The sequence below is a fragment of the Metallumcola ferriviriculae genome, assembly GCF_035573695.1.
GTDB lineage: Bacteria > Bacillota > JADQBR01 > JADQBR01 > JADQBR01 > Metallumcola > Metallumcola ferriviriculae.
Map to the genome: position 1 here is coordinate 692,279 of NZ_CP121694.1, position 18,122 is coordinate 710,400.

Annotated in this window: 19 protein-coding genes; 17 read left to right on the forward strand and 2 right to left on the reverse strand. The window is 43.6% G+C overall.

Features of this window, described 5'->3' with window-relative positions; genetic code table 11:
* Positions 1-35: 35 nt before the first annotated feature.
* The 6 genes from MFMK1_RS03535 to MFMK1_RS03560 all read left to right on the forward strand — a co-directional run bounded on the left by MFMK1_RS03535 (position 36) and on the right by MFMK1_RS03560 (position 7,205).
* The gene (locus tag MFMK1_RS03535) at positions 36-941 is read left to right on the forward strand and encodes a glycosyltransferase family 2 protein (RefSeq protein WP_366923787.1); all 906 of its coding nucleotides are present in this window, start codon (positions 36-38) and stop codon (positions 939-941) included.
* Entirely contained in the window at positions 913-2,316 is a 1,404-nt protein-coding gene (locus MFMK1_RS03540) for an undecaprenyl-phosphate glucose phosphotransferase (protein WP_366923788.1), read from the forward strand. Before MFMK1_RS03535 ends, MFMK1_RS03540 begins: the two co-directional genes overlap by 29 nt.
* Positions 2,317-2,325: 9 nt before the next feature.
* Positions 2,326-3,312, forward strand: coding sequence for a UDP-glucose 4-epimerase GalE (gene galE / locus MFMK1_RS03545; RefSeq protein WP_366923789.1), 987 nt, complete (start codon positions 2,326-2,328; stop codon positions 3,310-3,312).
* A 375-nt stretch (positions 3,313-3,687) separates the two neighbouring features.
* Positions 3,688-4,938: an S-layer homology domain-containing protein gene (locus MFMK1_RS03550; RefSeq protein ID WP_366923790.1), complete on the forward strand. Its 1,251-nt coding sequence runs from the start codon at positions 3,688-3,690 to the stop codon at positions 4,936-4,938.
* Between the two features lie 269 nt (positions 4,939-5,207).
* Positions 5,208-6,185, forward strand: a complete 978-nt coding sequence (locus MFMK1_RS03555; RefSeq protein ID WP_366923791.1) for a DUF3231 family protein — start codon at positions 5,208-5,210, stop codon at positions 6,183-6,185.
* 297 nt (positions 6,186-6,482) lie between these two features.
* Positions 6,483-7,205, forward strand: a complete 723-nt coding sequence (locus tag MFMK1_RS03560; RefSeq protein ID WP_366923792.1) for a YetF domain-containing protein — start codon at positions 6,483-6,485, stop codon at positions 7,203-7,205.
* 45 nt (positions 7,206-7,250) lie between these two features.
* Here MFMK1_RS03560 and MFMK1_RS03565 read toward each other — a convergent pair whose 3' ends face one another.
* Positions 7,251-7,415: a hypothetical protein gene (locus tag MFMK1_RS03565; protein WP_366923793.1), complete on the reverse strand. Its 165-nt coding sequence runs from the start codon at positions 7,413-7,415 to the stop codon at positions 7,251-7,253.
* A gap of 107 nt (positions 7,416-7,522) precedes the next feature.
* On the opposite strand from MFMK1_RS03565, the gene MFMK1_RS03570 reads away from it, so the two are divergent.
* The 9 genes from MFMK1_RS03570 (at position 7,523) to MFMK1_RS03610 (ending at position 15,841) form a co-directional block, all read left to right on the forward strand.
* The gene (locus tag MFMK1_RS03570; RefSeq protein ID WP_366923794.1) at positions 7,523-8,005 is read left to right on the forward strand and encodes a glycosyltransferase family protein; all 483 of its coding nucleotides are present in this window, start codon (positions 7,523-7,525) and stop codon (positions 8,003-8,005) included.
* An 85-nt stretch (positions 8,006-8,090) separates the two neighbouring features.
* Entirely contained in the window at positions 8,091-9,218 is a 1,128-nt protein-coding gene (locus MFMK1_RS03575) for a diguanylate cyclase (RefSeq protein WP_366923795.1), read from the forward strand.
* 197 nt (positions 9,219-9,415) lie between these two features.
* Positions 9,416-11,320: a DEAD/DEAH box helicase gene (locus MFMK1_RS03580; protein ID WP_366923796.1), complete on the forward strand. Its 1,905-nt coding sequence runs from the start codon at positions 9,416-9,418 to the stop codon at positions 11,318-11,320.
* Between the two features lie 4 nt (positions 11,321-11,324).
* Positions 11,325-12,089 (forward strand): ComFC family protein, encoded by a 765-nt coding sequence (locus tag MFMK1_RS03585; RefSeq protein WP_366923797.1) that lies wholly within the window; start codon positions 11,325-11,327, stop codon positions 12,087-12,089.
* Positions 12,090-12,484: 395 nt separating this feature from the next.
* On the forward strand, positions 12,485-13,249 hold the full coding sequence (locus MFMK1_RS03590; protein ID WP_366923798.1) for a basic amino acid ABC transporter substrate-binding protein: 765 nt from the start codon (positions 12,485-12,487) through the stop codon (positions 13,247-13,249).
* A gap of 99 nt (positions 13,250-13,348) precedes the next feature.
* The gene (locus tag MFMK1_RS03595; protein WP_366923799.1) at positions 13,349-14,020 is read left to right on the forward strand and encodes an amino acid ABC transporter permease; all 672 of its coding nucleotides are present in this window, start codon (positions 13,349-13,351) and stop codon (positions 14,018-14,020) included.
* Between the two features lie 146 nt (positions 14,021-14,166).
* Positions 14,167-14,364, forward strand: a complete 198-nt coding sequence (locus tag MFMK1_RS03600) for a cold shock domain-containing protein (protein ID WP_366923800.1) — start codon at positions 14,167-14,169, stop codon at positions 14,362-14,364.
* Between the two features lie 175 nt (positions 14,365-14,539).
* Entirely contained in the window at positions 14,540-15,073 is a 534-nt protein-coding gene (gene hpf / locus MFMK1_RS03605; RefSeq protein WP_366923801.1) for a ribosome hibernation-promoting factor, HPF/YfiA family, read from the forward strand.
* Positions 15,074-15,199: 126 nt separating this feature from the next.
* The gene (locus MFMK1_RS03610; RefSeq protein WP_366923802.1) at positions 15,200-15,841 is read left to right on the forward strand and encodes a hypothetical protein; all 642 of its coding nucleotides are present in this window, start codon (positions 15,200-15,202) and stop codon (positions 15,839-15,841) included.
* A 29-nt stretch (positions 15,842-15,870) separates the two neighbouring features.
* Here the strand turns inward: MFMK1_RS03610 and MFMK1_RS03615 are convergent, their stop codons facing one another.
* Entirely contained in the window at positions 15,871-16,119 is a 249-nt protein-coding gene (locus MFMK1_RS03615) for a hypothetical protein (protein ID WP_366923803.1), read from the reverse strand.
* Here MFMK1_RS03615 and MFMK1_RS03620 point away from each other — a divergent pair.
* Both MFMK1_RS03620 and MFMK1_RS03625 read left to right on the forward strand, forming a co-directional pair.
* On the forward strand, positions 16,118-17,512 hold the full coding sequence (locus tag MFMK1_RS03620) for an HD-GYP domain-containing protein (protein ID WP_366923804.1): 1,395 nt from the start codon (positions 16,118-16,120) through the stop codon (positions 17,510-17,512). The two genes, MFMK1_RS03615 and MFMK1_RS03620, sit on opposite strands and share 2 nt — an antisense overlap.
* Positions 17,472-18,068, forward strand: a complete 597-nt coding sequence (locus tag MFMK1_RS03625; protein WP_366923805.1) for a DUF5317 domain-containing protein — start codon at positions 17,472-17,474, stop codon at positions 18,066-18,068. The genes MFMK1_RS03620 and MFMK1_RS03625 overlap by 41 nt, the downstream gene beginning before the upstream one ends.
* Positions 18,069-18,122 lie beyond the last annotated feature (54 nt).

The following is an 18,122-nucleotide window of genomic DNA, read 5'->3' on the forward strand; positions in this document are numbered from 1 at the left end:
TACCTGCATATATTATGGTTTGAGAAAGGGCTACAATGGACTTAACTATTATTATTGTCAACTATAACGTTAAAAACCTGCTTTACCAGGCTCTCAAAAGCATACCACGGGGAATAAGCCATATTTCTTACGAAGTGCAAGTGGTAGACAACCATTCGACCGATGGCAGTCAAGAGATGGTATTACGAGATTTTCCTGAAGTAGACCTGATTCAAAATAAGGAGAACGTGGGTTATGCCAAAGCCAATAATCAAGCTATACGTAAGGCTAAAGGAAAATATATTTTACTGCTAAATCCGGATACGGTTATTTTGCCAGGTGCTATAGATAAGTTAATGGATTATTTGTCTAAGCATAAACAAGTCGGCGCTATCGGGCCGAAAATTGAAATGGCTGATGGCAACTTAGACAAAGCGTGTAAGCGCGGCTTTCCAACACCATTAAACTCACTATTTAAAACGGTAGGCTTAGATAAGCTTTTTCCAAATTCAAGGTTGTTTGGCAGCTATAATCTAACGTATTTAAACAATGATATGGAACATTTGATAGACTGTTTAGTGGGAGCATGTATGCTTGTTCGCAGGGAAGTAATCGAAAAAGTGGGGATGTTGGACGAGCAGTTTTTCATGTACGGAGAGGACATTGACTGGTGTTATCGAATCAAAGATGCAGGATGGTATATTGTCTATTATCCGGAAGCAAAAATAATTCACTATAAACGTGCCAGTAGTTCTAAGCGGAAGCTAAAAACTACCTATGAATTTCATCGAGCAATGGTTTTATATTTTAAAAAACATTACTCCGAGAGATACAATGTTTTGATAATGTGGTTAGTTTACCTTGGAATTGGTGCCAGCTACTTAGTGTCACTATTAAAACTGCTTGTACTTGGTTTCAAAGGGGGAGGACCAAGTGATACGGGAGTATCAGAAGATACTTAATAGAATACTTATTCTGACGGATATCATTATAATAGGAATTTCTTTATTTATTGCTTATTGGTTTAAATTTACAAGTGGGCTTTTTCTTAAGGTTGACCACTTAAGTGCCGCCGAGTATGCCCAGGGACTCTTAATTTTTATACCGGTTTTTATTGTGATTAATTATTTGTTTGAACTTTATACCTCTCAGAGGGGAACTAGGTTTTTTAAGGAATTATTATCAGTTATAAAGAGTAACCTTTTGGCACTGCTGTTTGTTATGAGCTTTCTATTTGTATTTAAGGAAGTTCATTATTCGCGTTTTGTGCTGCTGCTGTTTGTAATGTTAAACACGCTGCTTAGTGCCGGTGTTAGGTATATTGGCAGAGCTTTTTTACGCTCGATGCGTAAACAAGGATATAACAAAAAGTTCCTGTTAATCTTAGGTGCCGGGAATTTGGGGAAAACCATGCTTACTAAGATCCGCCAGAACAAGGAATTTGGCTATGAAGTAATCGGGTTCCTGGATGACGATGAGAAAAAACAGGGGCAGGACATTGATGACGTAAGAGTAATTGGCCAATTAAATGATATTGAAAGAGTTACTGAAAGCCATCTAGTGGATGAAGCAATAGTGGCTTTACCTCTAAACGCTTACGACAGGCTGCAGGGAATTATCAATACCTGTGAAAAAATTGGCTTGAAGATGTTAATTATTCCGGATTATTTCGATTATATACCGGCACGTCCCAAGGTTGTGGAGTTTGCCGATATTCCACTGCTAAATGTTAGGCATGTCCCCTTGGATGATATCGCTAATATGGTTCTTAAGCGTGCTATTGACATAAGCATATCCCTAGTTGTGCTTATTATCTGCAGTCCTTTACTGCTGATGATAGCGTTGGGTATCAAGGTGACCTCTCCCGGGCCGGTAATTTTTAGACAGGAAAGAGTGGGGCTGCATAGAAAACCTTTTACCATGTATAAGTTCAGAACTATGAGGGTTCAGAAAAAGAAACAGGAAGACCAGAACTGGACCACCAAGGGGGATAGCCGCAAAACCAAGTTTGGTTCTTTTTTGCGGAAAACCAGTTTGGATGAACTGCTGCAGTTTTTCAATGTACTTAAGGGTGATATGAGTATCATTGGGCCAAGACCGGAAAGACCGCATTTTGTGGAACAATTTAAGGAAAAGATACCCAAGTATATGGTGAAGCATCATGTGCGGCCGGGTATTACCGGGTGGGCCCAGGTCAACGGCTGGCGAGGGGATACTTCCATTGCAGAGCGAATAAAATGTGACCTTTACTATGTAGAAAACTGGACTTGGACTTTGGAATGGAAAATATTCATCATGACTTTTTATGCTGGGTTTATTAATAAAAATGCTTACTAGGGTGAGGATATGTCAAAGGTATTAGTTACCGGGGGCGCCGGTTATATCGGTAGTCATGTGGCAAAGGCCTTGTTACAGCAGGGATACGATATAATTATTTATGATAATATGGAAAATGGCTGCGAAAGTGCAATAGTTGGCGGCACTTTGGTTAAGGCGGACTTAGCAGATGAGACTTCATTGAGTGAGGTTTTTAGCAAAGCTAAGGTTAATGCGGTTATTCATTTTGCAGGTTACAGCCTGGTGGCCGAATCTATGGCCGCGCCTCAGGAATATTATTATAATAATGTGGTCAATGGATTGAACCTTCTTAAGGTCATGCGCAGATATAATGTTAAAAAGTTTGTATTTTCTTCTTCAGCGGCGGTGTACGGGGAACCACTTAAGTTACCGATAACAGAGAAACATCCCACTTCGCCTACTAATACTTACGGTGAAACCAAATTAATTTTTGAAAAGGTGTTGGAGCGCTATGCCGGAAGTTATGGATTGGCAAGTGTTTCTTTAAGGTACTTTAACGCTGCCGGTGCTGACCCGGAAGGTCAAATAGGTGAGAACCATAATCCCGAAACCCACCTTATTCCCTTATTATTACAACGAGTGCTAAAAGGGGACCGCTCTGAGTTTTCAATTTTTGGTGATGGTTACAATACTCCCGACGGAACCTGCATACGGGACTATGTTCATGTTACTGATCTGGCCCGGGCACATGCTTTAGCGCTGGAAGCATTGGAAACTCCTAAGAAGAAGTTTTCGGTATATAATTTGGGCTGCGGTACCGGCTATTCCGTGCTGCAGGTGCTAAAAGCGGTTGAAAGAGTAACCGGCTCTAATATTCCCTATAAAATTTGTGCGCCTAGGACGGGAGATCCGGCCGTGCTGGTGGCTGGTTGGGAAAAAATAAAATGCGACTTGGGTTGGGTGCCGGAGTTTAACGATTTAGACAAGATAATAGCAACCGCCTGGTGTTGGTTAAAAAAATCAAGGCGGGTATAGGTGGCGGATTAGAAAAATAAAATACATATAGAGGATGTTCAAAAAGTCCATCGCAGGTGAGCGGCGAATTTCTGCGTTGCTCAGTCTTTGAGACTGCTCACGTACGCCACCAGTACGCTCCGCGTCTCAAAGCCTTCGCGCCTTGAACTTCTTGCTCCTGCTACGATGGTCTTTTTGAACACGCACATATAGTAAATGAAGCTGATAACGCACCTTTTTAAGGTGTTTTTTTATGACCTAAAAAGGATATAATCAAATTTCCCTGTCATTAACGCCTGACCTGGGCCATAAATTAGTGGTAGTGAGAGTTTGTTGAGAAAGGGTGGTGGGGGTAAAGATGATTTTGGGGCCTACCAAGGAAGGAGGGCTGACGGGGTGAGGAAATATGCAGTGTTGTTGATGCTGCCGGTATTGTGGTTATTATTAACGGGGTGTGCTTTTGCTGCAGATCTGTTTCCACCGCCGTCCCAATATTTTTACGGAACGGTGGCTGTGGAAGCGGATGGCACCGAATCACCTGCTCCGCCGGGAACTGTGGTTATGGTGAAACAAAAAGGGCAGGACCGGTTATTGGCAATTTATGCTTTGTGGCGCACCGGTACCATCGGTAATGTCCGTTCAAAGGGACGTTGTTTGACTGTCAGCAACCGGGCGTTGAATAATGGCGATATTTTGGAATTTTACGTTAACGGCCGCCGTACCGCTACCGAGGCGGTATTTCGGCGTGGGGTGATGGCAGAAATAAATATTGGCGCGAATTATAGACAAGAAACTGTATTGACAGAAGTTGAGCCGCTGCAGCAAGAGGAAGAGAAAGTTCAGAGGCAGCCTGAGCCAATTGGTGCGGAAGCGGGTGGTGCCAAAAGGGAGAATGACGCAGGGGAACAAGTGATACCAAGCACCGTAGAGGAACAAACTGTGCCGCAGGCCTTAGAGGAACAAACCACCACTGATGCTGCAGGGGAAAAAGCGGGCTTGGATGTCGCTGCACCGGATAGTTCAGTGACTGAGGGAGCAGCCGGCAGTGATAGGTTAAACGAGCAGCAGCCGGCAAAAGACGAGGCGCGGCCCGAAGAACAGGCGGAGCCAGCGGTGACATTTGCTGATATTAAGGGACACCCTTTGCAGCAGGAAATCGAGCAGGCCGCTGCTAGTGGACTGGTGGCGGGAGTTACCGAGACGGAGTTTGAACCTGACAGACCGGTAACTCGGGCGGAGTTTATCGTCATGCTGGTGAAGGCACTAGATATCAAAGGAAAAGAAACCCAGTTTACTTTCATGGATGTATACAGCACGGATTGGTTTTATCCGGCGTTAAAAAAAGCATATTCTACGGGAATTATTAAGGGCTACAACAGCGTGGAATTTAAACCAGAGGAAGCCATTAACCGTCAGCAGGCAGCTGCTATAGCGGCTAAGGCACTGCAGCTGCTTAACAAGGCACCGCTAGTGGATCGGCAAATCTTAAAGAAGTATAAAGATGCCGGTGAGCTTGAACCCTATGCAAATGCGGGGATGGCCATTAGCCTGCAGCTGAACTTACTGGAACCGATAAACAATAAATTGATGCCCCGGGATAAGGTTACCCGGGCCCAGGCGGCAGCCATGTTGGTACGTATTAAATAAAAATATATATTTAAAGCGGTACCACTTAAAAGGCAGCAATAATGGTGGGGAATTTTGCCGGCGAAAAAGCTGCTCGGAAATCCAGAAGGAGTTTAAGAAGGTTGTAAGCAAGAAAAAATTTGTGAGAGAAGCATTATTTATAATGTTTCTCTCTTTTGAATTTAAAAGCTGAATTTATCAGTATAAAACTTGCATTATATTTTTAAAATACATACTAACAAGAAATCTAACAAATAATTAGATTATAGCTAGGCAAAGGAGTTCTCATAATGTTTCCGATTTTGACGGGTAACAAAGAAAAAAAGAATGCATTGTTAAATGCAGCGGAAGCGTTCCATCTCTGGGATGTTACCAAGTCTAAATATGCAGCATTAGAAAGGGTGGGAGTTTGGGGGAACTTCGTGCATGACAAAGAACTTCTGCGTTATCTTGATTTATATATTAGTTCAACGAAAGAATTCACTAAAATTTTGGAACAAAATTTAGAGAAATACGGGCTCAAAGGGCCGGACTCTCATACCTTTGCGGTACGCACGAAAATAAATTCAGATATAATCCGGGACCAACTTATTGCCTTTGATATGTTTACTCTAATGCAGGAATTTATTGAAATGCTTTTGACCGCTATTGTAAGTTCTACCACTAATGACGAACTGCGGGCCCTCTATATCAAACAGGCGAAAATAGACATTGATCGAATTAGCTTAATTGTCAAATATTTAAAAGTTAAAGGATGGTTAGGTATACCCCCTATTTACCCCCTTGTGCCAACGAACTCTGGTTCAAAGCTTGATGCCGGTGAAGCAGCTAGCTTGTGGAGTCATCTTACCTATCGTTACGATAATATACAATTGACGGAAATATTTTTGGCTCTCGCAAATGATGGTGATTTCAAAGCGATGTTAAAGGTGGGTCAGCGGATGCTGATTAAACAGGCAAGGAAGCTGGAAAAAGAGCTTGAAAATTTCTGTATCCCAGCTCCTGTTAAGCCTGCTAGTGTTATGGCTCAGGGTAACACCCAATTTGAGAATGACGACACCTTATTTCGGAGTATTTTTTCCGGTGTAACCGGTGCTTTGTCAGTTCATGCCAAAGCACTAAAACAAGCGACAACCAATGATAGGATAGCAACTCTTTTTAAGGACCTGCTGATAGATGAGATAGATACCTTTGATAAACTTGTAAAGTTTGGCAAGCTAAAGGGATGGCTTAACCCAACTCCCAGTTTCGGAATTTTTAAGCAGTAAATTTACGAGTAAAGAGAAAGGCATAACTTTTCTGGGCCAAGGCCATGTTCTTTTATCAACTGTATTTAACAGCCCCAAAACGCGCCGATAGCTAATGGGGACATATTCTTTCGCCCAAAAGTAAATGATAGGGTAAGAGGAGGCATAATGAAATGAGCTTATTGCTGGAGGTAATTCTTACTTTGCTGTTTATATTTTTTGGTACTATTTTACTTTACCATCTCTCTAAACAAGAAAAGCTATAAGTTTTTACGCCGTTGAATTATTTGCTATTTGTTTAAAGAGGAGTTGACATATATGCAGGCTTTCGAAGTATTTGTGCAGACTTTATTGGCATTTTCCGCAATTTTCATTTATGCCCGTATTTTAGGTAAGCAGTTGGTCAGTCAACTGACCTTTTTTGAATATGTTACCGGTATTACATTTGGCAGTATTGCGGCCACCATAGCCACGGATGTGAATCAGCGTACTATTACCCATTTCATTGGTTTGACTATTTTTTCCCTGTTGACGTACCTGATGCAGGTAATAACGCTGAAAAATCGCCCGGCCCGAAAGATTATTGAAGGTGAACCGGTGGTGGTGATTCAAAACGGTAAGCTGCTGGAGGATAAGATGGCGGTTATGCACTATAACGTGGATGAATTGCAGATGCAGCTGCGTAGTAAGGGGTATTTTAACATTAACGATGTGGAATATGCTATCATGGAGCCCAACGGAGAATTAAGCGTATTGGCTAAATCTCAAAAACGGCCGGTCACACCGGAGGATTTACAGCTATCAACTGATTATGAAGGTATTGATTTGGAACTGATAATAGATGGTGAGGTCATTTATCAAAATTTAAGTCAGGATAATTTGGATATGGATTGGCTGAAGGATCAGCTCAGGCAGCGAGGGGTACAGGATCTCAATCAAGTTGTCTATGCCGGGCTGGACTGCCAAGGGAATTTATTTCTGGACCTTGTTGATGACAGCAAAGTAAATAATGTTGATGTAACAGATAACCCGCCGGATTGACGGCGGGTTAAGTAATATTTGCGTCGGATATTGAATGTTTGACATTTAATCAAGATAGTTTCGTAGTTCCTCCTCATTGAGGTTTCTATAACATTCCGGGCATAATTCCATGCCACCTTTCATTTTTACCGGGGCATATTCCGGTGGGAAGCTTTCCATAAGTTGAAAATTCTGGCCGCAGCGATGGCAGCAGTTATCTTGTTTGCTCATGTTAAAAACCTCCTTCTCACATTATTATTTCTTGAAATGGGGAACTATTATTCCCGTTTTGGCGTTAAGTGCATATGATATGTCACAAAAACGCTGGGGGGATTTTGATGGAGCGGATAGCAGATTTAACAATCGCTTTTTTAGCTGTATACGGTATGATTATGCTGGCGAAGCGTTTTAATCACTGGCTTTATCGTAAGAGTCTCGAAAATAAGGATACTACTGTTAGTTGGGTACTGATGGTAAAAGACCAGGAAAAGGCAGTAGAGGGCTTGCTGCGCCAATTAGTGGCCATTTATCGGGAAGATCTTCAGATTGCTGACCTTTATGTAATGGATTTAGGATCTGCAGATGCTACGGTTGACATAATCCGGCGGCTGAGCAAAAGTAACCGAGAATTTATTGTGGTGGAAAGAAGGGACGGCGCGGGTTGGGATGAGGTGATCACACAATGCCGTGGTCGAGCAATTTGTATTCTTGATTTGAAACAGATGGATACTGCTGATTTACCGCATGTGGCTCTTAAATTGTCTAAAAAGATATCAGCTAACAGAAATTTACAACGAAAAACCCAGTTTAGCAGGAATTAGTTATAATAAAGGCGAAATATACAGGCGATTCAAGGGTTTTAAAGCCAAAGAATTTAGCTGGGTAAAGTGGAAGCGGTGGCCTTCGATGTTTCGATCTACGGAAAAAAAACTGTGGTATATAATCGCTTTTGCGGGTATTCCGTACCTGTTCTTGCTTTTGATGCTCAAAACCATACAAACAAATATGCGCCCGCTTTTCTTTTTAGTCGCCTTTGTATTTATTTTTGACTGGATATTTATACCGTTCTATTTTTTTCAGAATAGATTTACTTGGTGGAAGAAGCTTATTACCGTCGGGTTAAATGTGGTATTGTCCTTTGTGTTTATTGAGTTTACCGGTGGAGCGGCCAGCGTCTTTTATCCGGGATTTTATTACCTGCCCGTTTTGATCGCCTGTGTCTATGGGGGGTTGTGGGAAAGTCTTGCTACAGCGATATTGGTAATTGTATTAAGCATTTATGGTTTTGAATGGCAGATACTGTATAGCGGTTATTATTTGGCTGCTCATTCGCTTACTCTATTTTTGGTGGCCGTAGTGCTGGGATTTGTCATTGGTGAAGAAAAGAAACAGCGGTGGGAGAATGAAAGAATGGCCCGGAAGCTGAAGCTCGCCTATGAGGAGCTCAGCTCTTCACATTCACAACTGAAAGCTTATACGGAAATAGTAGAAGATATGAATGACGAAATGGAACACCTGGCAGTTACTGATGACCTTACGTTACTATATAATTACCGATATTTCCAAAACTGCTTGGAACGGATGATCCGGCAAAAAAATACCCATCCCATCGCTTTGATAATGCTTGATATAGACCATTTTAAAAAGGTCAACGATGGTTGGGGTCACTTGGTGGGGAATAAGGTGTTGGTTCGTATTGCGGAGATTATTCGCAGCTTGGTGCGGGACAATGATGTGGTGGTACGCTACGGCGGTGAAGAATTTGCCATTTTACTGCCTAATACGGGTAGCAAAGGTGCTCATATGGTTGCCGAAAGAATCCGAGAAACTGTCGCCGGGGAAGTTTTTTATGAATTGGATGGTGAGGAACTGCGGGGAACGGTGAGCCAGGGAATTACAATCTTTCCTGAGGAGGCTGCGGACCCCAGTGTTCTTATTAGTAACGCTGATAAGGCGATGTATTGCGCCAAGAAAATGGGGCGTAACCGGGTAGTTTTATTTAAAGATATCGACGATAAGCAGCAATCACGATAAAACTGCTGCGTTTCCTAACTTAATTAAATGTGTTGTGAGACTGATTAGCGGCTTAACGCCGCTTTTTTTGTTTGCGAGGCACGTTGCCGAGCCAAGCCCCCGCTTTTCCGCGAGAATATGGTCGTTTTTTGTCAGGAGGAAAAGGGAGACAGTTGTAGAACAAAAGTGCAAAAGTATAAATTGCCGGGGGCAATAATATGTCTAGCTTGAAGTGTTTCCTGTACATAGCCTGGAGCGACGCAGCTTATCGGGTGGGAATCAGCCATGACCCCATGTTAGATTTAAAGTTCTTACAACAAAAAGGATACAGGCAGATGCAGATCCTATCCCAAGCCATACCGATCGGCTTGGCAGATTTTCTTCTGGGTCAAGTTGCTAATGAGCGCCAGCGCTTGGGACAACCATATATTAATCAAGCCTTGGCCAATCACAGACCGCTGGTTAAACAGGCGGTAAAAATGTGGTTGAAATATGAATGGCGGCACCCGATTGAAGAAGTAGTGGAAAGTATCTACAAAAAATTGCGGAAATTAGGAGATAAACTTCAGGTAGATATTCTGTCACGACGGGAAGAAATTGCTGGAGCGGAAGTTGCTGATTGCTCACTGCCTGAAGACATGGACTTAGATAGTTTGCGCCAGGTGTTAGACGGCAGGCTTCTTTTTCTGGAAGAAATAGAGCAGGTGTTATTGGAAAGAAAAATTCGTCTGCAGGCAGACCTAGAAACAGTGCTGCAGTGTCTCTTTCTGCAGGGGGATATTGACTTTATTCCGGGTATTACTTGGGAAGGGGAACATTTACGCTGTCAGCGCTGCGGGCAGAGTGATAATATTCGTCAAACCCAGTGTTTCAGCTGTGGGGAATATCATTGTTATTATTGTGAGGGTTGTCTTTCCACCGGAGAATCAAGATTATGTAAACCTCTCTATGGTAAAAGGGCTGGATGCCGTGGTGTGCAGGGTGAGGCGATTTCCGTACGCTTGGATTTTTCCCTCTCCCGGGCCCAAAAGGACACGGCTTCGGCGTTAAAGACCTTTGTACGAAATGATAAGGAAAGATACTGCCTGGTGTGGGCGGTGTGCGGTGCCGGTAAGACAGAGGTCAGTTTTTGGGCAGTGGCCGAGGCACTGAATAATGGTGGTAAAGTGCTTTATGTTTCGCCGCGCAAGGGCGTGGTCACGGAACTGCTGCCTCGTTTCAAGAAAGCATTTCCCGGTATTCAGCCTGCGCTTCTGCACGGGGGCATTAGGGAGAAATATACCGATTCGCCGCTGACCTTCGCTACAACCCATCAAACTATTCGATTTTACCGCCGTTTTGACCTGGTGATATTGGATGAGGTGGATGCTTATCCCTATCAGGGTGCTGCCGTACTACATCATGCGGTTCAGCGGGCAACCAGAGAGACAGGAAAAACTATTTATCTGACAGCCACCCCAACCTCTGATCTAATGCGAAGAGTCAATACCGGAGAAGTAAAACTAGTACGCATACCAGCTCGCTATCACGGTTATCCACTCCCTGAGCCGGAAATTTTGGTGGAGAAGGCTTTACACTCAGATAATGATGGGCAGGTGGTGCTACCTCAGGCGGTATTAGAACTAATCCATCTGACGGTGGAGGGTGACTTGGCTCAGTTATTTGTGTTTGTGCCGTCGGTTTTTTTGGCCCAAAGAGTAGGAGAAACCCTGCAGCAGTTGGTGGGTAAGCCGCCATTTAACGACTTCGCCGGCGAATGGGTGCAGTATAGTCATTCTAAAGATCCGCTGCGGGAGGAGAAAAGAAAACGGTTTTCTCGGGGCGATTTTCCTATTTTTGTTTCCACTACCATTATGGAGAGGGGTATTACGGTTCCGCGCACAAATGTAGTGGTTTTGTTTGCGGAAAAGGACCGGATATTTGATACCGGTACCTTAGTTCAGATGGCCGGTCGTGCCGGGCGGTCCGCGGAAAACCCTTTTGGGCGTGTATGGTTTGTCGGAGCAAGGACTACACCGAGTATGAAAACTGCTGTGGAGTGGGTTAAAAACATGAATCAGGAGGCTTATCAGTTAGGGTATTTACGGGAAGATTTGTACCGCAGCACTGGTGAGAGGGGGTAGTCCGGTGACTTGGCAGGATTTATGGAAAGTTTTATTGGACCTGGTATATGGGCATGACGGTTACTGTACTCTATGTGGGCGTAAAATACGCGAAAAAGAACCGGTCTGCAGTATTTGCCGGCGAAATCTGGCGTATCTGCGTGCGGGATACGAAAAGTGCACATTGTGCGGGCGTTTTATTTTGCATGGGAAATTATGTGTAGATTGTGGAGAAGCGGCACCCGTTTTTTTAGCCGTTCGAACATTGGGTCCTTATCGGGGTGAGCTAAAAGAAACTCTGCAGCGCTTTAAATACCGCGGCCAGCGAAGTATAGCCGCTGGCTTTGCGTATCTGATGGCGGAAACACTGCAATCTTACTTGACCCAGCACAGGGTAGATCTGATTATTCCCGTACCAATGTACTGGCGCAAACAACAGAGCAGGAACTACAATCAGGCCAATTTGTTGGCCAGGGAATTGGCGCATTACTTAAAAGTGCCTTTGGCTGACAGTATCCTGCTTAAGGTGAAAGATAACCCGTCTCAAACAAAACTTGCTAAAGAACAAAGAATGGCCAATGTATCTGGCGTTTTTCGCGTGGCTTCATCGGGGGCGGTTAAAGATAAGAATATTTTGCTGGTGGATGATATTATTACCACTGGCAGTACCATCTCAGAATGCGCTAAAATGTTAACTTTTGCCGGAGCGAAGGAAATAAATGTGGTTAGTGTTGCTGCGGGTATTACTGCATCTAAAGAAGAGAGCGATTTCGACATTGGGCCAGCATAAGTTCATGGGAATATGACAAAATTCTCATGTCCACATTTTTATCCACAAGAAAAAAGCTGATAACAGGGCTTATTAACAGGGTTATCCACATTGTCCACAGGATTTTATTCCACATAAAAGGATGGAGAAACCTGTTTTCGACATCTATTTGCTGGCCTAGGCGGACACGATTGCCGGAAAAATGACATAAAACTAACTTTGGTTGGGGTAATTTCCCAGTATAATCCTGGAAGAATTTGAAGGAAGATTGTCTTGAATAATCATTCACCACGGTGTATAATAAAACCTAGCTTTTGGGGGGGTGACGCTTTAAATTGGTAAAGGAAATTAGGATGGGACATAATTTCAGGCAAAATATTATTTGTCAATAAATTATTTTTGAAGGGGGTCTTCATATGAAAAAGTATACTAAGTTAGTATTGTTGGCCATGTTGGCTTTAGGTTTGATAGTATTTGCTGCGGGATGCGGCGGCGAGAAGGCTGCAGAAGGGGACAAGGTTATAGTGGGCACTGAAGCTGCCTATGCTCCTTTTGAATGGCAGGAAGACGGCGAAATCCTGGGTTTCGATGCTGAAATAATTCAGGCAATTGTTAAAGAAATGGGTGCGGAGTTAGAGCATAATCATGTTGCCTGGGATGCTCTTTATCCTTCTTTGAACAATGGTTCAATTGAGGCAGTTATTTCCGCTATGACCATTACTGAGGAAAGAGAAGAAGAAGTAGATTTCTCTGATCCTTATTTTGAGGCTATGCAGATCATTGCCCTTCCGGATGGTTCCACCATTGCCGGGCTGGAAGACCTGGTAGGCAAGAAAGTAGGCGTTCAGGCCAATACTACCGGTCAATACGCACTGGAAGAATTGGATGGCATGAAGGATGGGGATATCCAAAAGTACCCAACTACCCCTGATGCGATGATGGCTTTAGCTACCGGCGAACTTGCTGCGGTTGTGGCAGACAGCCCGGTAGTGCTGAATTACATCAAGACTAACCCTGAAGCCAATTTAAAGACGGTGACCGACGATTTTGACAAAGAATATTATGGCATCGCTGTCAAGCAGGGTAACACAGAGTTATTGGAAAAAATCAATGCCGCTCTGAGTACGATCAAGGAGAACGGCAAATATGACGAAATCTATAATAAGTACTTTGGCGAATAAACTGTTATTCTAGACAGTGGGTAACATTCAAGATATAATAAGTGCGTACTGCGTATAATGCAGGCGCACTTATTTTTTTGAGGAGGAGAAATAGCACTTATGGATTTTAAATGGGACTTTGTGGTTGACATACTGCCAAGGCTGCTATACGGCTCCGTACTTTCCATGGAACTGACTATAATTGGTATATTTATTGGCATTTTTATCGGTCTGGTTATCAGCCTTTTTCGTTTATCCAGCGCCTTGCCGTTAAAGTGGGTGGCCAAGGGGTATGTAGATTTCTTTCGGGGTACGCCGCTGCTGGTGCAGATAATGATTATTCATTTCGCTCTGCCATTGGTCTTTGGCTATACACCCGTAAAGTTTATTTCTGGTATAGCGGCACTGGGTGTTAACAGCGGTGCCTATATTGCGGAAATATTCCGCGCCGGAATCCAGGCGGTAAACAAAGGTCAGACGGAAGCTGCACGTTCATTGGGAATGACATGGGGACAATCCATGCGTTACGTTATTCTGCCCCAGGCATTTAAAATTAGTATCCCGCCTTTGGGTAACGAATTTATTGCCTTACTGAAGGACTCATCGCTTGTTTTTGCAATTTCCGTGGAGGAACTGATGACCACCGGGCGGTTGATTATCGGGGCTAAACCCCGTCCCACAGAGGTGTGGATCACCGTTGCAGTCCTTTACTTAATTATGACCCGTACTATTTCATTATTGGTTAACTGGACGGAAAAGAGATTTAATACCGGTAATGATGTAAGACTATAGGGATTGTATGGCGGCTGAGGTCTTTTCTTTATAATGCAACAAATTACAGAAAGGTTTGACACTGCTGGGTTAAATATAGTATAATTGCATTGCTTTTGGGCAATAAATGACCCTGAAGATAGTTTAATTTTAGGAGGAATGTTTTAATGCAAGGCAAAGTTAAGTGGTTCGATGCAAAAAAGGGCTTTGGATTTATTGAGAGAGAAGATGGTGACGATGTATTCGTACACTTCTCCGCTATTCAGGACGAAGGTTTCAAGAGCCTGAACGAAGGCGAAGAGGTAGAATTTGAAATCGTTGAAGGCCCTAGAGGACCTCAAGCTGCTAACGTGGTCAAATTATAAATCTTAATATAGATTTGTATTTTAAATAGTTAGCAACATCGACCCCCGGTTTCCGGGGGTTTTTCGTTTTACTAAAAAATTTATAGATAAATCCAACCGTGAAAGAATAATGGGCAGGAATTATAGATATTTTAATGAATAATATAGTTAAAGCGCGGAAAGGGGTTGAGTTTTTGTGAATATCATTGTTCGAGGCAAGCAGGTAAATGTCACCAATGCCCTGCGCCAACACGTAGAAAAACGAGTGGGCAAACTGGAGAAGTATTTGGACGAGTTGGAAGAAGCTCAGGTAACCCTATCGGTAGAAAAGGATCGGCACCGGGTAGAGGTGACAATACCGGTTAAGGGCATAATTATCCGGGGGGAAGAAGAGTCAGGGGATATGTATGGCTCAGTCGATGCGGTAATTGAAAAACTGGAAAAACAAATTAAGAAATATAAGACCAAGCTGGCTAAAAAGACCCGCCTTAACGGTCTACGGGAGCTTGTCGCCCAGAGTCAGGGAAACGGCGCTGATGAAGAAGAGGAGCCTCAGGTACTGCGCACCAAACGATTTGCCATCAAACCAATGCCGGTGGATGAAGCTATCATGCAGATGAACTTGTTGGGACATAATTTCTTCGTTTTCTCTAATGCGGAAACCGAGCAGGTCAATGTGGTTTACCAACGTAAAGATGGTAATTACGGCTTAATAGAACCAGAATTTTAGAATTTACAGGTGCCGCGAATATTGCGGCACTTTTTTTATTTACTTAAAATTATGGTTATTACAGGAAATTATGGAATCGGTGTCGAATGGAGAATGAAATCAGACGGTTAACGGGGAGTAGATGCAATGGCGATTGAAAAAAGTTTAAACGAAAACCTAGTAGCCGAAATGGAAGACGTAATTAATCAAGTGGACGGTGTCTTGTCCAGCAGAATTATTTGGGCTGAAGAGGAGATATCCGAAGTTCACGTGCTGTCAAGCAAGGGACGTAACCCGAAGCAGTTGGTTCGGGATATTGAAACCGTGTTACAGGTACGTGGGGGCATCAACGTTGACCATAAAAAAATAAGCATTGCTCAGGTGTCCCAGGGAAAGCAGTCGTTTATTCGGCCAAAATTGACTAACGTCAATGTGGAAAGTGCGAATATCACGGCAGTTGTAAGGGTATCCATCAAACATGAAGAAGAAACCTTTACAGCAGAAGTGGAAGGGGCGAAGTCCGAGAAGAATGTTCTGCGTTTAGCAGCGCAGGCGACATTGGTAGCCCTAGAGCAGGCGATAAGTGCAGACATTAGATTTGCGGTTGACCAAGTTATGGTAATGCCTGTGGAAATGTCACAACTGGTATCCGTATCGGTAACGGCGGTAACGTCCGCCGGAGAAGATAACCTGCTTGGGTCCGCGTATGCCCGGGGTAACGCCAGGGAAGCGGCCTGTAAAGCGGCGCTGGACGCAGTAAACCGTCGTTTGCTGCGTTTGGCTGAGTAGTTATCAGTCGCATGATTAAACTAACAATGCTAAAAATTTGGGCCGACAGTTTGTTTTACGGGATTAGTTAGCGGAGCGGAAATACCCATGAGCGGAGCGGTATTCCTGCAGCCATTAGCGGGGCTGTAGAGATGTACCGTGAAGGGGGTATTTCTAATGGCAAGACTGATTGCGATTTTTACAACACTGGCTACATTAATTTTGGCCGGTGGCGCCAGCCATCGTTGGTAAGTAGTTTTACTGTCGGTCCAAAAAACATATTTGGAAGTGGCGTTCATGTCAGAAATTCCATTGAAAGCAAGAGCATACATAATTGGCATGATTATATCAGCAGTTGGAATAGTCCCGCTGCTATATTACTATGTAGAACCTGCGGTCAACACAAGCTTGGTTGATCTTTTTGTTTTTTTTATCGCAACGCTAATCGCAGAATTATTGCCGGTAAAATTGCCTCATGGGACAAAAGTCTCAGTTGGTTTGGCTATTTGGTTTGCCAATATTATCCTTTTTACACCGTTTGAGGCCACTGTAATTACCAGCGCGGCCTTTGGTGTGGCGATGATCTTTGACGAGGATCAAAATATTGTAAAAACTTCTTTTAATATTGCCCAAACAGTCATTACAATCGCGGTCTCAAGCATTTTGTTACATCAAATACTGATGATAGTCCCTGAAAGAGGAGCCGCATATATTTTAAGTTTAATAGCAGTAATGCTGTTTTGTTCAATATTAAACTTATTTTTCGTCATAATTGTGGTTAGTTTGGTTACCAATGTTACGTTTATGCGCATTTGGAAAACCAACCATCGATGGGAAATATCCAATATAGTTGCATTAATCCCGCTGGGTTTTTTGATTTCTATGGTTTATAAGGTTACCGGGGTGACAGGGGTACTGCTTTTTTTGGTACCATTATTGATTGCCCGCCGTTCATTTCAGCTATACATAGACATGCGTCGGGCATACATGGAGACTGTCGAAAGCTTAGCAAATACCATCGACGCGAAGGACCGCTATACCAGGGGGCATTCGGACCGGGTGGCCCGTTATAGTATCGCATTAGCCGGGCAGCTGGGTTTGCCCGATGATCGAATCGAAATAATAAAATCCTTGGCACTGCTGCACGACACCGGTAAGGTGGGGGTAAACGAAAGTATTCTAAATAAACCCGGTCGCTTGGATGACGATGAATTTGCTATGATGAAGAAACATTCCGAGGTCGGGGCACAGATCGTCAAGGGGATAACGTTCTTAAAAGATGGCCACGAGACGATTAAGCACCACCACGAGCGGTGGGACGGCAGAGGCTATCCGTCAGGACTTGTGGGAAAGGAGACACCACTTGGGGCTCGGATAATAGCTGTGGCGGATGCGTTTGATGCCATGAGTTCCGACCGCCCATACAGGAATGCGATGACACCGCAGCAGGCATACGATGAGATCGTATCCGGCTCCGGCAGCCAATTTGACCCGCAGGTTGTGGAGGCATTTAGAACTGTCTATCCTGACCTTGTAGAGGTAATACAGGAAAAAACGCGGCAGGATACATCGCTGTTGGCGGAGCAGGATGAAATAGCCGAAGAAATTAACGATATGGATGAAAGTGGCGAAAGTAAGGAAGATATAAAAGATGACGACATGGTGGAAGGTGATGTCGGCAATGTTTATTGAAGCAGCAGTAATAGGACTTGTGGTGGGATACATTCGTGGTGGTAGGTTAAGTAACTTGAAAAATCTATCAATTAAGCGGGGCTGGGCAGTATTGATTGCGTTTCTGCTTCAATTTGGCCTTGGACGCCTGCCGCTTGGCGTGGGCTCACTCCATTATGCAGTGCACATGTTATCATATCTGCTGCTGTTTTATTTTGTTTGGGTGAATTTCCAGCCGTGGGGCATTAGACTTATTGGCCTTGGCATAATGCTAAATTTTGTGGTGATAGCAGCTAATAACGGAATTATGCCGGTTGGTACGGCGGGGATGTCCCAAGAATTCAGCTACAATTTGCAAACGGTAAGTGACGGCATTCACGGTTTGTTGACCGGGGCTACTAGGTTACCCATATTGGCAGATATAATAAAAGTAAAAAACCCCCTAACAGGTTCGGGGGGATGGTACAGCATCGGTGATATTGTCATGGACCTAGGTATTATTGTATTAATTAGCAGTATTATGGCAAATATTTCTTCTTATTATAAGGTTGTCTCAGTAAAGGGCGGCAGGAGTTGAAGGAAGGAATTATAAGTGATAAAATAACTTGATAAGAATTTTTATATGGGGGAT

Coding starts and splice junctions, on each gene's coding strand:
- MFMK1_RS03535 (WP_366923787.1), top strand. CDS start 36: ATGGACTTAACTATTATTATTGTCAACTATAACGTTAAAAACCTGCTT.
- galE (WP_366923789.1), top strand. CDS start 2,326: ATGTCAAAGGTATTAGTTACCGGGGGCGCCGGTTATATCGGTAGTCAT.
- MFMK1_RS03555 (WP_366923791.1), top strand. CDS start 5,208: ATGTTTCCGATTTTGACGGGTAACAAAGAAAAAAAGAATGCATTGTTA.
- MFMK1_RS03560 (WP_366923792.1), top strand. CDS start 6,483: ATGCAGGCTTTCGAAGTATTTGTGCAGACTTTATTGGCATTTTCCGCA.
- MFMK1_RS03565 (WP_366923793.1), bottom strand. CDS start 7,415: ATGAGCAAACAAGATAACTGCTGCCATCGCTGCGGCCAGAATTTTCAA.
- MFMK1_RS03570 (WP_366923794.1), top strand. CDS start 7,523: ATGGAGCGGATAGCAGATTTAACAATCGCTTTTTTAGCTGTATACGGT.
- MFMK1_RS03575 (WP_366923795.1), top strand. CDS start 8,091: ATGTTTCGATCTACGGAAAAAAAACTGTGGTATATAATCGCTTTTGCG.
- MFMK1_RS03580 (WP_366923796.1), top strand. CDS start 9,416: ATGTCTAGCTTGAAGTGTTTCCTGTACATAGCCTGGAGCGACGCAGCT.
- MFMK1_RS03590 (WP_366923798.1), top strand. CDS start 12,485: ATGAAAAAGTATACTAAGTTAGTATTGTTGGCCATGTTGGCTTTAGGT.
- MFMK1_RS03595 (WP_366923799.1), top strand. CDS start 13,349: ATGGATTTTAAATGGGACTTTGTGGTTGACATACTGCCAAGGCTGCTA.
- MFMK1_RS03600 (WP_366923800.1), top strand. CDS start 14,167: ATGCAAGGCAAAGTTAAGTGGTTCGATGCAAAAAAGGGCTTTGGATTT.
- MFMK1_RS03610 (WP_366923802.1), top strand. CDS start 15,200: ATGGCGATTGAAAAAAGTTTAAACGAAAACCTAGTAGCCGAAATGGAA.
- MFMK1_RS03620 (WP_366923804.1), top strand. CDS start 16,118: ATGTCAGAAATTCCATTGAAAGCAAGAGCATACATAATTGGCATGATT.
- MFMK1_RS03615 (WP_366923803.1), bottom strand. CDS start 16,119: ATGAACGCCACTTCCAAATATGTTTTTTGGACCGACAGTAAAACTACT.
- MFMK1_RS03625 (WP_366923805.1), top strand. CDS start 17,472: ATGACGACATGGTGGAAGGTGATGTCGGCAATGTTTATTGAAGCAGCA.